Origin of the sequence: Nonomuraea zeae (assembly GCF_005889725.1) — a bacterium.
Lineage (GTDB): Bacteria > Actinomycetota > Actinomycetes > Streptosporangiales > Streptosporangiaceae > Nonomuraea > Nonomuraea zeae.
This window is the reverse complement of sequence record NZ_VCKX01000318.1, coordinates 1-13400: the sequence shown is the minus strand read 5'-3', so window position 1 is coordinate 13400 and position 13400 is coordinate 1. Positions and strand designations below refer to the sequence as shown.

Below are 13400 nucleotides of genomic sequence, written 5' to 3'. Positions count from 1 at the left end.
GCCCTGGCCCGGCCCTCGCCCCTCCGGGTTCCGTGATCACTTCCCCTAAGGGGCAAGTGGTCCTCCCGGAGGAGGAGCGGAAGCCGTTTCGCGTGCCAGGATGGAGAGAAAGTCGATACGAGGGGCGGCGTGATGAACGGACAGATCGCCTGGTTGCCGCTGTGCGTCGGGGTGACCGCGGCCGGGCTGGTGCTGAGTTTCCTGGCCTTCCGGCGCAGGGGAGTGGCGGCCGGCATACGCGTGGGCGCCTGGGCGCTGCTGCCGCTGGCGGCCTACCTGACCGGCGCGGTCAACGCGTTGTGGACCATCGGCGCGACCGCCGTCGGGTTCGTGACCGGTTTGGCGCTCAACCCGTCCGTGTGGGCCGGCATCGCGGTGGCCGGGCTGTCGGCGGTGCTGTTCGTCGTCTCGGGTGTCATGCGCGGCAGGAAGCTGTCCAGCGGCAGGAAGCTCGCGGGCAAGAAGAAGGCCGCCGAGGCACCGGCCGGGCCCGCCGGAGTTCAGCCCTCCGCGAACAAACCACCGGCCGCCGCCAAGCCTCAGCCCGCCGTCGCGGCACAGAAAGAGCGCAAGACCGACGACGACTTCTCCGACATCGAGGAGCTGCTCAAGCGCCGTGGCATCAGCTGATTCCGGCATATGTCCGTGCTATGTCACAGTTCCGAGACGCAACCGGGACTGGCCGTAGACATTCTCCTCAAGATCGATACGAATGAGTTTCGCGTCAATCACAGTTAAGCCACATCGGGCACTGAGGGACTAGTCATACCAGCTCAGGCCATAGATTCTGCCTCCTGGGGCCGCGACACGCGGGCCTGCCACGCATGGGCGCACTACCCTGACCGGGACCGCGCTGACACGGACGACGTCGTCTGGAATCCAGGGGGCAACTGGAATGACCGCACCGCTCGATGTTCCGGGCTCGGCCATCGAGGCCGGACCGGAGACCGTTCTTGAGGGGGCGGAGCCTTCAGTCATCCGGGGGCGCTCCCTCGGGCAGATCGCCTGGATGCGCCTGAGGCGCGACCGGGTGGCGATGATCGGCGGCATCGTCATCATCCTGCTCATCCTGATCGCCATCTTCGCGCCGCTGCTGGTGTCGTGGTTCGGGCACCCGCCGGCCGAGTGGCACAGGGAGAAGATCGACCCCGCCATCCAGGCTCCGCTCGGCGCCTTCGGTGGCATCAGCTGGGACTTCCTGTTCGGGGTCGAGCCCACCACGGGCCGGGACCTGTTCAGCCGCATCCTGTACGGCGCCCGCATCTCGCTGCTGATCGCGTTCTTCGCGACGCTGCTGTGCGTGCTGCTCGGCACCGTGCTCGGGATGATCGCCGGCTTCTTCGGCGGCTGGGTCGACACGATCATCAGCCGGCTCATGGACATCTTCCTGGCGTTCCCGCTGCTGGTGTTCGCGCTGGCGCTGGCCGGGGTCATCCCGGACAAGGCGTTCGGCATGTCGGGTGACACGCTCAGGATCAGCCTGCTCGTGTTCATCATCGGGTTCTTCAACTGGCCCTACATCGGACGCATCATCCGGGGGCAGACCCTGTCTCTCCGCGAACGCGAGTTCGTCGACGCCTCCAGGAGCCTGGGCGCGCGCAACCACACGATCCTGTTCAAGGAGATCCTGCCCAACCTGCTGGCGCCGATCCTCGTCTATTCGACGCTGCTGATCCCGTCGAACATCCTGTTCGAGGCCGCACTGTCCTTCCTCGGCGTCGGCGTGCGGCCGCCTACCCCCACGTGGGGAGGCATGCTGGCCGAGGCGGTCCACAACTACGACGTGGCGCCCAACTTCATGCTCTTCCCCGGCCTCGCGATCTTCGTCACCGTGCTGGCGTTCAACCTGCTCGGTGACGGCCTCAGGGACGCCTTCGATCCCAAGGCCCGCTAGTCCTCGTGAGTTTCCGCAAGTTCTCAACTCCTAGATACAAGGGGTGTGTCAGGTCGATGAAGATAAGATCCAAGGCATCGGCTGTCGCGGTGACCGCGGCTCTCGCCGTGGTCGTGTCCGCGTGTGGCGGTGGCGGCGGTGCCAAGAGCACCAGCGGCACCGGCAGCGACGACAAGCCCGCCAGCAAGTACAACGCCGGCGTGACCGAGATCGTCAACCCGTCCACCAAGACGGGCGGCACGCTGCGGATGGGCATGCCGGGTGACTTCGACTCGGTCGACCCCGGCGACATGTACTACGGCTATTCGTGGAACTTCGCCCGTCTTTACACCCGCGCGCTGACGATGTTCAAGCCGGTGCCGGGCGAGGAGGGTCTGCAGCTCGTCGGTGACCTGGCCGAAGACCTCGGCACGCCCAGCGACGGCGGCAAGACGTGGACGTACAAGCTGCGTGAGGGCATCAAGTACGAGGACGGCACCCCGGTCACGTCGAAGGACGTCAAGTACGCCGTGGCCCGCTCGCTGGACAAGGACATCCTGCCCAGCGGCCCGACCTACTTCAACGACTGGCTCGACGTCGGCGACTACACGGGCCCGTACAAGATGAAGGGCAAGCTCGACGACTTCAAGGCCGTCGAGACGCCCGACGACCGCACGATCGTCTTCCACCTGAAGAAGGCCTACGGCGGTTTCGACTACTTCGCCATGCTCTCGCAGACGGCCCCCGTGCCCGAGGCGAAGGACACCGGCTCGAAGTACAAGGAGCACCCGGTCTCGACCGGCCCCTACATGTTCAAGGCGCACGAGCTCACCAAGCGCATCGAGCTCGTGAAGAACCCGAACTGGGACGCGGCGACCGACCCCAACCGCAAGCAGCTCAACGACTCCGTCGAGGTGCTGCTCGGCCAGAACGAGGACGACCTCGACCAGCGGCTCCTGTCCGGCAAGATCGACGTCAAGGTCAACAGCACCGGTGTCGCGGCCAACGCCCGCAAGACGGTCCTGACCGACGAGAAGGTCAAGCAGTACGCCGACTCGGCCCCGATCGACCGGACCTGGTTCACCAACATCAACGGTGACGTGCCGCCGTTCGACAACATCCACTGCCGCAAGGCGGTGCTGTACGCGGCCGACCGCTCCGCGATCCAGGGCGCCTACGGCGGCCCCGACGCCGGCGGCGACATCGCGCTCAGCCTCATGCCGTCCAAGATGACCGGCTACCAGAAGATCGACCCCTACGGCGTCGAGGCCACCCCGGCCGGCAACGTCGAGAAGGCCAAGGAAGAGCTCGCCGCCTGCGGCCAGCCCAACGGCTTCAGCACCACGATCTCCTTCCGCAACGAGCGCTCCGCGGAGAAGCAGACCGCCGAGGCGCTGCAGCAGTCGCTCGGCAAGGTCGGCATCAAGCTGGAGATCAAGGGCTACCCGCAGGGTGACTACTTCAAGCTGTACGCCGGCAAGCCCGACTTCGCCAAGAAGAACAACCTCGGCCTCATGGTCTACGGCTGGGGCGCCGACTACCCCGAGGGCTTCGGCTTCTTCCAGCAGATCGTCGACAGCCGGGTCATCCGCCCCGCGGGTAACACCAACCTCGGCGTGAAGGACCCGAAGATCAACGAGCTCATCGACCAGGCGGCGGGCGAGACCGACGCGGCCAAGCGCAACGCCATCTGGGCAGCGGTCGACAAGCAGGTCATGGACTCCGCGTACATCCTGCCCTACGTCTGGGCGCACGGCCTGTTCTACCGGCCGCCGACGCTGAAGAACGTCTTCGTCAGCCAGAACTGGGGCATGTACGAGTTCCTCACGCTGAGCACCCAGTAGTAACCGGTCCAGGCAAACCCGCCGGAACGTTCGTCGAAAGCAGGTGAAGGCTTCGGTGGCCGGGCCCACAAGGCCCGGCCGCCATGGCCGAGATCAGTGTTCACATACATTCTCAGACGGTTGATAGCCGCCGTCATGCTGCTCTTCGTGGTGAGCATCGCGACGTTCGCCATCTTCTTCCTCGTGCCGCGGCTCGCTGGGATGTCTGCTGACGACCTCGCCTCCCGATACGTCGGCAAGGCGGCGAACGCCCAGGTCATCCACGACACGGCCATCCGGCTGGGCTTCAACGACCCGATCATCGTCCAGTACGGGCGCTTCGTGAAGGGCATCTTCGTCGGGGTCGAGCGCAACTACGGGCCCGGCATCGAGATCTGCCCGGCGCCCTGCTTCGGCTACTCCTACGTCACCCAGAACCCGGTGCTGCCCGACCTGCTCAACCGGCTGCCGATCACGCTGTCACTGGCGCTCGGCGCGGCCGTCGTGTGGGTCATCTTCGGCGTGGCCACCGGCGTGGTGTCGGCGCTGCGGCGCGGCAGCTTCTTCGACCGCGTCTCGATGGGCATCGCGCTGGCCGGCGTGTCGCTGCCCATCTTCTTCACCGGCATCGTCTCGCTGGCCATCTTCCGCGACCAGCTCGGGCTCGTCGGCGACGTCGCCGACTGGGTGCCGATCAGCGAAGACCCGCTGACCTGGGCCAACAACCTCATGCTGCCGTGGGTGACACTGGCCTTCCTGTACGCGGCCGGCTATGCCCGGCTCACCAGGGCGGGCATGCTGGAGACCATGTCCGAGGACTACATCCGCACGGCCAGGGCCAAGGGCCTGCCCGAACGGGTGGTGGTGTTCAAACACGGCCTGCGGGCCACACTGACGCCGGTGCTCACCATGTTCGGCCTGGACCTCGGGCTGCTGCTCGGCGGCGCCGTCCTGACCGAGAGCACGTTCTCGCTGCCCGGCATCGGCAAGTACGCCGTCGACGCCATCAGCAACAACGACCTTCCCCAGGTGATGGGCGTCACCCTGGTCGCCGCGGCCTTCATCATCCTGGCCAACTTGATCGTCGACCTGCTCTACGCGGTCGTGGACCCGAGGGTGAGGCTGGCGTGAGCTCCTTTCTCGAGGTCAAGGACCTCAAGATCCATTTCCCGACCGACGACGGCCTGGTCAAGTCCGTCGACGGCCTGACCTTCAACCTGGAGCGCGGCGCGACGCTCGGCATCGTGGGCGAGTCGGGCTCCGGCAAGTCGGTCACCAGCCTCGGCATCCTCGGCCTGCACAAGGGCAAGGGCGCCGACATCTCCGGCGAGATCTGGCTCGACGGCGAGGAGCTCGTGGGCGCCTCGCAGGAGCACGTACGCGGGCTGCGCGGCAAGAAGATGGCGATGATCTTCCAGGATCCGCTGTCGTCGATGCACCCGTTCTTCTCGGTCGGCGACCAGATCATCGAGGCGTACCGCATCCACCACAAGGTCTCCAAGGCCGTGGCGAAGAAGCACGCCATCGACATGCTCGGCCGGGTCGGCATCCCCGAGCCGCAGCGCCGGGTCGACTCCTTCCCGCACGAGTTCTCCGGCGGCATGCGCCAGCGCGCGATGATCGCCATGGCGCTGTCGTGCGACCCCGAGCTGCTCATCGCCGACGAGCCGACCACCGCGCTCGACGTGACCGTGCAGGCCCAGATCCTCGACCTCATGGTCGACCTGCAGCGCGAGTTCAACTCCGCGCTGATCATCATCACCCACGACCTGGGCGTGGTGGCCGAGCTGTCCGACGACATCCTGGTGATGTACGGCGGCAAGTGCATCGAGTACGGCACCGCCGACGACATCTTCTACCGTCCCGAGCACCCCTACACGTGGGGTCTACTGGGATCGATGCCCCGCCTCGACCGGGAGCCCACCGAACGGCTCCTGCCGATCAAGGGCTCCCCGCCGTCTCTGATCAACGTGCCGCCGGGCTGCGCCTTCCACCCCCGCTGCCCCTACGCCGACAAGACCGAGGGCAAGGCCAAGAGCGAGGTCCCCGCGCTGCTGGAGACCGAGGGCGGCCATCTGGTGCGCTGCCACCTGCCCAGGACGCAGCGGCGGGAGCTGTGGGAGAACGAGATCAAGCCAGTGCTGGAGACTCAGTGAGCGAGCGAAGTGAGCCGAGCGAGCCGATGAACGGTAATGAGCCGCTCCTGTCCGTCCAGAACATGGAGAAGCACTTCCCCGTCACCAAGGGCATGCTCAAGCGGCAGGTCGGCGCCGTCAAAGCGGTCGACGGGATCAGCTTCGACGTGTTCAAGGGCGAGACGCTCGGCCTGGTGGGGGAGTCCGGCTGCGGCAAGTCCACCACCGGCCGCCTGGTCACCCGCCTGCTCGAACCCACCGGGGGCAAGGTCGTCTTCGAGGGCCAGGACATCACGCACATGAGGCAGGGCCTGCTCAGGCCGCTCCGCCGCGACATGCAGATGATCTTCCAGGACCCCTACTCGTCGCTCAACCCCCGGCACACCGTGGGCACCATCGTCGGCGCCCCGTTCCGGATCCAGGGCGTCCAGACCGAGCACGGCGTCAAGCGGGCCGTCCAGGACATCCTGGAGCTGGTCGGGCTCAACCCCGAGCACTACAACCGCTACCCGCACGAGTTCTCCGGCGGGCAGCGGCAGCGCATCGGCATCGCCCGCACGCTCGCGCTCAAGCCCAAGCTGATCATCGCCGACGAGCCGGTCTCCGCGCTCGACGTGTCGATCCAGGCCCAGGTCGTCAACCTGCTCGAAGACCTGCAGAACGAGCTGGACCTGACCTACGTCGTCATCGCCCACGACCTGTCCGTGGTGCGGCACATCAGCGACCGGGTCGCCGTCATGTACCTCGGCAAGATCGTCGAGATCGCCGACCGCAAGCGGCTGTACACCTCGCCGATGCACCCCTACACCAACGCGCTGCTGTCGGCCGTGCCGGTGCCCGACCCGAAGGCCCGCAAGGAGCGCGAGCGCATCCGGCTGACCGGCGACGTGCCCAGCCCGCTCAACCCGCCGCCCGCCTGCCGCTTCCACACCCGCTGCTGGAAGGCACAGGACATCTGCAAGAAGGTCGAGCCGCCGCTGGAGGAGCTGGCCAGCGGCCACCGCGTCGCCTGCCACTTCCCGGAGAACGTGGCCGCCCCCGAGCCCGCCCAGGCGGCCACGTCAGGCTGACGCGTGAGCGCCTTCGGATGACGTGGGCCACGGGCCGGCGTGGGCCACGGGCCGACGTGGGGCCGGGCCTGCGTGGGCAGGCGCCTCGGGACGACGCGCCGGGCTGTCGTATGACGGCGCGTCAGGACAAGGCGCCGGGTGTGATCAGCCCGGTCTCGTAGGCCAGCACCACGGCCTGCACGCGGTCGCGCAGCCCCAGCTTGGTCAGCACGTTGCCGACATGCGTCTTGACCGTCGTCTCGCTCACCACGAGCTTGGCCGCGATCTCCGCGTTGGACATGCCCTTGGCGATCAGCCGCAGCACCTCCAGCTCCCGCTCGGTCAGCCGGTCGAGCCGCGCGGGAGCGGCCTGCTCGTACGCCGACGGCAGCCGCTTGGCGAACCTGTCGAGCAGCCGCCGCGTCACGCTCGGCGCCACGATCGCGTCACCGGCCGCGACCACCCGGATCGCCTGCACCAGCTCATCGGGCGGCACGTCCTTCAGCAGGAACCCGGACGCGCCGGAGCGCAGCGCCTCCACGATGTACTCGTCCAGGTCGAACGTGGTCAGCACCAGCACCTTCGGCACGTGAGCCGACGGCGCCGCCTCCCGGACGATCCTGCGGGTCGCCTCGATGCCGTCGACCCCGGGCATCCGGATGTCCATCAGCACCACGTCGGGCAGCAGGGCCCGCGTCTGCTCCTGCGCGTCCTTGCCGTCGCCGGCCTGGCCCACCACCGTGAGATCGGGCTCGGCCTCCAGAATCAGGCGGAATCCCGTACGCAGCAGCGGCTGGTCGTCCACCAGCAGCACTCTGATCGTCATTGGCCGTCCTTCAACGGGAATCTCGCCCGCACCTCGAAACCGCCCCCCGGCAACGGACCGATGCTCAGGATTCCACCATAGAGTGCGACCCGTTCGCGAATGCCCACCAAACCGTGCCCTGTCCGCGCGGACAGCCCGGCTGTCCCGCGCCCGTCGTCCTCCACCCGTACGTCCAGCTCCCGCGGCTCGTGCCGGACCGTCACCACGGCCTTCGCCCCCGAGCCCGCGTGCCGCAGGCTGTTCGTCAGCCCTTCCTGGACCAGCCGGTAGGCGGCCAGATCGACCCCGGCGGGCAGCGGCCGCGGGTCGCCCTCCATCTGGAGCCGCGTGGGCAGCCCCGCCTCCCGCATCTGGTCGACCAGCGACGGCAGGTCCTGCACGCCGGGCTGCGGGCCCAGCTCCGCCCTGGCGTCGGTGCGCAGCACGCCCACGATGTTGCGCATCTCGGTCATCGCCAGCCGCCCGGTGTGCTCGATCGCCGACAGCGCCTCGCGCGCCAGGTCCGGATCGGAGGCCAGCACCCTGCGCGCCGCCGCGGCCTGCACGGTCATCACGCTGACGTGGTGGGCGACCACGTCGTGCAGCTCGCGGGCGATCCTCGACCGCTCCTCGGCCCGCGCCGCCCGCGTGTCGGCCGCGTAGGCCCGCTCCAGCCTGGCCGCCCGGTCCTTCAGCTCCTCCAGGTACGCCCGGCGCAACCGCAGGCTCCGCCCCACGCCCCACACCGCCATCAGCACGATGGCGGCCACGACATGATCGCTCCAGGTCCCGGCCCGGACCGGCCCCGCGCCGGTGCCGAGGACGTACGCCGTCAGCGCGATCAGCAGCCCGCCCAGCGCCACGGCCAGCCCGCGGCGGGAGGCCACCGTGTACAGCAGCACCAGGCCGGAGATCCCGGACAGGCCGCCGCTGTAGCCGAGCACCGTCAGCAGCGTCTCCGGCACCAGCCCCGCGCACAGTGCCGCCAGCGGCCAGCGGCGGCGCACCGCCACGGGGACGCACGCCAGCACCACGAACAGCGCGCCGAGCGGGTCGGGCTCGCGCAGGCCGTCGATCGGCAGCCCCTCGGCCTGCAGCCGGCCAGGACCGTAGAGCACGAACACCGTCACCGACGCCGCGGCCACCACCCCGGCGAGCACCGTGTCGTGGAGCCTGGTCCGGTCTATGCGCACCGCTTCACTGTAGGCCCAGGTGAGAGCCCGTAACCTCCTACCTCGGGAGGATAAGCACCCCTACCGCAGCCCCCGGGGCCCGCCCGCTGTGCCCGCCGTCCCCGGACCTGCCTGCTGTGCCCGCCGCCCTCACCGCCCTCAGCCGGTGAGCCGCGTCGCCCGTGCTCCCGAGCGGGATCACGAGCCCCGGCCACAACTCGGTGTCACAGCTCGTCGGTCGCCGCGCGGCTGTGGCCCTGGGCCAGGCCGCCCGGGTGCCTGCTGCTGCGCACCGTGTCACCGGGCTGCCGGTCGGGCACCGGCGGCGGGGTGCCGCCGAACTCGGGGCACAGTGCCTGATGGTCGCACCAGTCGCACAGCCGGCTGCGGCGCGCCCGCCACTCGCCCGTCTCCAGCGACCGCTCGATCGCCGTCCACAACGCCATCACCTTGCGCTCGGTGGCCAGCAGGTCGGCCTCGTCGGGCGCGTACCGCAGCACCTCGCCCTGACCCCCCAGATAGACCAGCTGCAGCAGGCGCGGCACCTGCCCGCGCAGCCGCCACAGCACCAGCGCGTAGAACTTCATCTGGAACAGCGCCTTGGCCTCGAAGTCGCGCCCCGGCGCGCTGCCCGTCTTGTAGTCGACCACCCGGACCTCGCCGGTCGGCGCCACGTCGAGCCGGTCGACGTAGCCCCGCAGCATCAGCCCGCCGTCGAGGACCGCCTCCACGTAGAGCTCGCGCTCGGCGGGCTCCAGCCGGGTCGGGTCCTCCAGCGTGAAGTAGCGCTCCAGCATGCCGCGCGCCTGCGTGAGCCACTCCGCCTGCTCGGCGTCGTCGGCGAACATCGCGGCATATTGGGGGTCGTCGGCCAGCAACCGCCGCCACTGCGGCTCCAGCAGCTCCAGCGCCGCCTCCACCGAACGCCGCGGCGCCGGCAGGTCGTAGAGGCGCTCCAGGACGGCGTGCACCACCGTGCCCCGCACCGCCGCCTGCGACGGCTTCTCGGGCAACTGGTCGATCACCCGGAAGCGGTAGAGCAGCGGACATGTCATGAAGTCGCCCGCCCGAGACGGGGAAAGTGCTCCGATGATCACCGGCTCGGTCAACGTCATGCACCGCACTCTAGGTCAAGACCCCGACAGAATAACTCCCGCGGAACGAGGATCGCGTGATCGGGCGCGTAGCATCAAGGCAGCAACAGCACGTAATGGACGGTCAAGGAGTGCGGTGAGCGAGCAGAGCCCGCGGCGTGAGTTCCCCGGTCTGAAAATGGGGAAGCCGTTCGGCATTCCGGTGTACGTCTCGTGGACCTGGTTCATCGTGGCGGGCTTCATCACGATGATGTTCGGCCCCAGGGTGCGCCAGATGCTGCCCGAGCTCGACAGCACGGCCGCGTACGCGGTGGCGTTCGTGTTCGCGGTGCTGCTCTACGTCTCGGTGCTGCTGCACGAGCTCGCGCACAGCGTGCTGGCCAAGTGGTACGGGCTGCCGGTGCGCAGGATCACCCTCTACCTGCTCGGCGGAGTGTCGGAGATCGAGAAGGAGCCGCCCACGCCGGGCAAGGAGTTCATGGTGGCCGCCGCCGGTCCCGCGCTCTCCCTCGGGCTGGCCGGGCTCGGCCTGGTCGCCGACATCTACCTGATCAACGACGGCGGCATCCCCGAGGTGCTCATCTGGCAGCTGTGGTTCGCCAACCTCATCGTCGGCGTGTTCAACCTGCTGCCCGGGCTGCCGCTGGACGGCGGCCGGATGCTGCGCGCCGGCGTGTGGAAGGTGACCAAGAGCCCCGGATCGGGCACGATCGTGGCGGCCTGGGGCGGCCGCGTCCTGGCCGTCTTCCTGGTGGTCGCGCCGATCGCGATGGCGCTGTCCGGCGGGCAGGCGGTCGACTTCACGGACCTGGTGTGGCCGCTGGTGCTGGCCTCGTTCATCTGGATCGGCGCCTCGCAGTCGCTGCGCGTGGCCAAGATCCGGGCCAGGATCCCGCAGGTCAACGCGCGCGCCCTGGCCCGCAGGGCGATCCCGGTGACCGCCGAGACACCGCTTTCCGAGGCGCTGCGCCAGGCCACCGAGCGGCGGGCGGGTGCCCTCGTCGTGGTCGGCCACGACGGAACGCCGCTGGCGATCGTCAACGAGTCCGCCGTCCAGGCCACCCCCGAGCACCGCCGCCCGTGGATCAACGTCGGCTCCCTCGCCAAGTCGCTGGAGCCCTCCATGGTCCTGGAGGCCGACCTGGCGGGTGAGCCGCTCATCGACAAGATGCGCGAGGCGCCGGGCAGCGAATACCTGCTCGTCGAGAGCGGCGGCGAGATCTACGGCGTGCTCGCGACCGCGGACGTGAACCGGGTTTTCACCGGCGTCTGAAATGTCCCACTCGTTTAAGCGGCGGCCCCCGGATAGGGTCGTGTCCAGCAGTTTCGGGTGGCCGGATCCGACTCCGGCGATTTCTGCGATGCGACGACTGGCCGATAGTGTGCTGTTTGGCCAAACTTGCACAGTTGCGGGGTTTGTTGCGGTCCACCGGTTCACCGAATCGAGACGGGGCGGCCGCGACACGGCCTCGTCGTCTGGGTATGCGTATGGCTGGTGGCCGGCACGGCAGTGCGGGTGCCGTAACATCGCCGGCTTCCGGGGAGGAGAGTTGAGTGACCGAGCGCAGCGAGGGCACCGATGAGTGCAGCACGGTCGTCATGAGGGAGGACGCATGACCGACCACGGCTTCGGAGTGGTGCGCCCACTTCCCGGAGACGGACTGGTCGCCTACGTTGGCGGGCTGCTGCTGGTGTGCGACGCCAACGAGTCCGCCGCCGAGGCTTTGCTCAACGCGCTGCGCGAGACGGCCTCGTCCGGCGGCGACGGACGGGCGCTGGCCCGCCGCGCCGCGCAGGTGCTGGCGGCCAACATGGCAGGCGACCCGGCCACGTGCGCGGTCGCGGGTCCCGTCGGAGCAGGTGTGGCCGTCCTGGTCAGCGGCTCCGCGGCGGCCACGATCGGCACCCCGGGAGGCGAGACGCGGCTGGCCGGCAGCGACTCGCTGACGTGGGCCGACCGTCTCGTCAACGGCCCGGTCGAGCGGGTCGAGCTGAGCCTTCCCGGCGCCGGCACCCCGCACCCCGCGGTCCGCTTCGAAGGCGGCGTGGTGCACGGCGGCGGCCTCGTCGGCGACCTCACCGACCAGCCCTACACCCCTGCCCCGTCCAGGCCGCTGACCAGCGAGATGCCCGCCACGGCCTTCCACATGGAAGCCGACCTGATCCAGCCGCAGTCTCAGCAGCCGGTCGAGCGCCCGCCCTATCCGCTGGCCGACCAGCCGCCGATCGTCCAGGCCGCGCCCTCCGGACCCCAGCCCGGCCCCCAGTCCGGTCCCCAGTCCGGCGCTCCCTCGCTGGACCAGCCGCCCTACCTGCCCCAGCAGGAGCCGTCCTACCTCCCGCCGCACGAGCCGCAGCCCTCCTACCACCAGGACCAGCCGCCCTACCATCAGGAGCAGCCCCCGTTCGGTCAGGACCTCCAGTACGGCCATGACCAGCCTCCCTACGGTCAGGAGCAGGCCCCGTACGGCCAGGAGCAGCCGCCGCAGCAGCCCGAGCAGCAGCAGTTCCCCTCCTACGACGAGCCCCCGCCCTCCGGCAACGGCCTGGCCGACCAGCAGATCCCGCAGCACATGGGCCCGCCCGAGCACTACGACCACCCGGGCCAGCCGCCGCAGGACCAACAGCAGCAGCAACAGCCCGACCACGGCGACCGGCCGCTGGTCTACGGGGTCGACTGCAAGAACGACCACTTCAACGACCCCCGCGTCCCCTACTGCGCCGTCTGCGGGATCGCCCTGGTCCAGCGGACCCTCGTCCCCTACAAGGGCCCGCGGCCCTCGCTCGGCGTGCTCGTCCTGGACGACGGGACGGCGCTGCCGCTGGAGAGCGACTACCTGCTGGGCCGCGACCCCGAGCGGGCGCCCGAGGTGGCCGGCGGCACGGCCAGGCCCGCCAAGGTGACGAGCCCGGACGGGTCCGTCTCGCGCCGCCACCTGCGGGTGGCGCTGGACGGGTGGGACGTCAACCTGGTCGACCTGGGGTCGGTCAACGGCACCCAGATCCAGCCGCCGGGTGATCCCAACTTCTACGACATCCCGCCGAACGAGCCCGTCACCATCGCGCCGGGCACGACAGTGCGGGTGGGCGTCTCCCGCACGCTCCGCTTCGAGGCCCACCGGGGGTAGACCGTCCCCGGCGCGCCCCGCACCCCCTTTGCTGGTGGGTGCGGGGCGCACTGCTTTTCCGGGGCTCTGGCGTTTCGCGCGGTCGTTGCTTCTGGGCGCGGTACGGGCTGCGTACGGCCGGCCCCTGCGGTGATGCTTCTTCGGAGGCGGGTGATCAGGGCCGCCCGGCTGTGAGCGCGGCCGCCGGTCTGTGTGCGCGTCCGGACACAGGTGCGTACGGGTGCCCGCTGCCCTTGGCGAGCCTGGTCCACCGGATTCTGGTCCGCTGCCTCGTGACCCGCTGCCCTTGGCCCTGTCTCGCATACACATCTCCGAGCCCAC

The 13400-nt window shown here is 69.5% G+C and carries 11 protein-coding genes; 8 read left to right on the top strand and 3 right to left on the bottom strand.

What is annotated here, in order from left to right; all coding sequences use genetic code 11:
* Positions 1-132: 132 nt before the first annotated feature.
* From ETD85_RS52225 to ETD85_RS52200, 6 genes are all read left to right on the top strand, one after another.
* Positions 133-630 carry a cellulose synthase gene (locus tag ETD85_RS52225; RefSeq protein WP_240779996.1) on the top strand — a complete coding sequence of 166 codons (498 nt, stop codon included), beginning with the start codon at positions 133-135 and terminating at the stop codon, positions 628-630.
* Between the two features lie 265 nt (positions 631-895).
* Positions 896-1894 carry an ABC transporter permease gene (locus tag ETD85_RS52220; RefSeq protein WP_138697305.1) on the top strand — a complete coding sequence of 333 codons (999 nt, stop codon included), beginning with the start codon at positions 896-898 and terminating at the stop codon, positions 1892-1894.
* An 89-nt stretch (positions 1895-1983) separates the two neighbouring features.
* Entirely contained in the window at positions 1984-3717 is a 1734-nt protein-coding gene (locus ETD85_RS52215; RefSeq protein WP_240779995.1) for an ABC transporter substrate-binding protein, read from the top strand.
* Positions 3718-3813: 96 nt separating this feature from the next.
* Positions 3814-4827 carry an ABC transporter permease gene (locus ETD85_RS52210; RefSeq protein ID WP_138697303.1) on the top strand — a complete coding sequence of 338 codons (1014 nt, stop codon included), beginning with the start codon at positions 3814-3816 and terminating at the stop codon, positions 4825-4827.
* Positions 4824-5852, top strand: a complete 1029-nt coding sequence (locus ETD85_RS52205; RefSeq protein ID WP_138697302.1) for an ABC transporter ATP-binding protein — start codon at positions 4824-4826, stop codon at positions 5850-5852. Before ETD85_RS52210 ends, ETD85_RS52205 begins: the two co-directional genes overlap by 4 nt.
* A 26-nt stretch (positions 5853-5878) precedes the next feature.
* Positions 5879-6901 (top strand): ABC transporter ATP-binding protein, encoded by a 1023-nt coding sequence (locus ETD85_RS52200; protein ID WP_138697307.1) that lies wholly within the window; start codon positions 5879-5881, stop codon positions 6899-6901.
* Between the two features lie 121 nt (positions 6902-7022).
* Here the strand turns inward: ETD85_RS52200 and ETD85_RS52195 are convergent, their stop codons facing one another.
* The 3 genes from ETD85_RS52195 to ETD85_RS52185 form a co-directional block, all read right to left on the bottom strand.
* Positions 7023-7706: a response regulator gene (locus ETD85_RS52195; RefSeq protein ID WP_138697301.1), complete on the bottom strand. Its 684-nt coding sequence runs from the start codon at positions 7704-7706 to the stop codon at positions 7023-7025.
* On the bottom strand, positions 7703-8878 hold the full coding sequence (locus ETD85_RS52190; RefSeq protein ID WP_138697300.1) for a sensor histidine kinase: 1176 nt from the start codon (positions 8876-8878) through the stop codon (positions 7703-7705). Before ETD85_RS52190 ends, ETD85_RS52195 begins: the two co-directional genes overlap by 4 nt.
* Before the next feature lie 203 nt (positions 8879-9081).
* A complete protein-coding gene (locus ETD85_RS52185; RefSeq protein WP_138697299.1) occupies positions 9082-9972 on the bottom strand; it encodes a RecB family exonuclease in 891 nt (296 codons plus the stop codon).
* A 115-nt stretch (positions 9973-10087) separates the two neighbouring features.
* Between ETD85_RS52185 and ETD85_RS52180 the strand changes: the two genes are divergently transcribed.
* Together ETD85_RS52180 and ETD85_RS52175 are read left to right on the top strand one after the other, a co-directional pair.
* Positions 10088-11224, top strand: a complete 1137-nt coding sequence (locus tag ETD85_RS52180) for a site-2 protease family protein (RefSeq protein ID WP_138697298.1) — start codon at positions 10088-10090, stop codon at positions 11222-11224.
* 340 nt (positions 11225-11564) lie between these two features.
* Complete coding sequence (locus tag ETD85_RS52175; RefSeq protein WP_138697297.1) at positions 11565-13079, top strand: FHA domain-containing protein; 1515 nt, start codon at positions 11565-11567, stop codon at positions 13077-13079.
* The last annotated feature ends 321 nt before the right edge of the window (positions 13080-13400 follow it).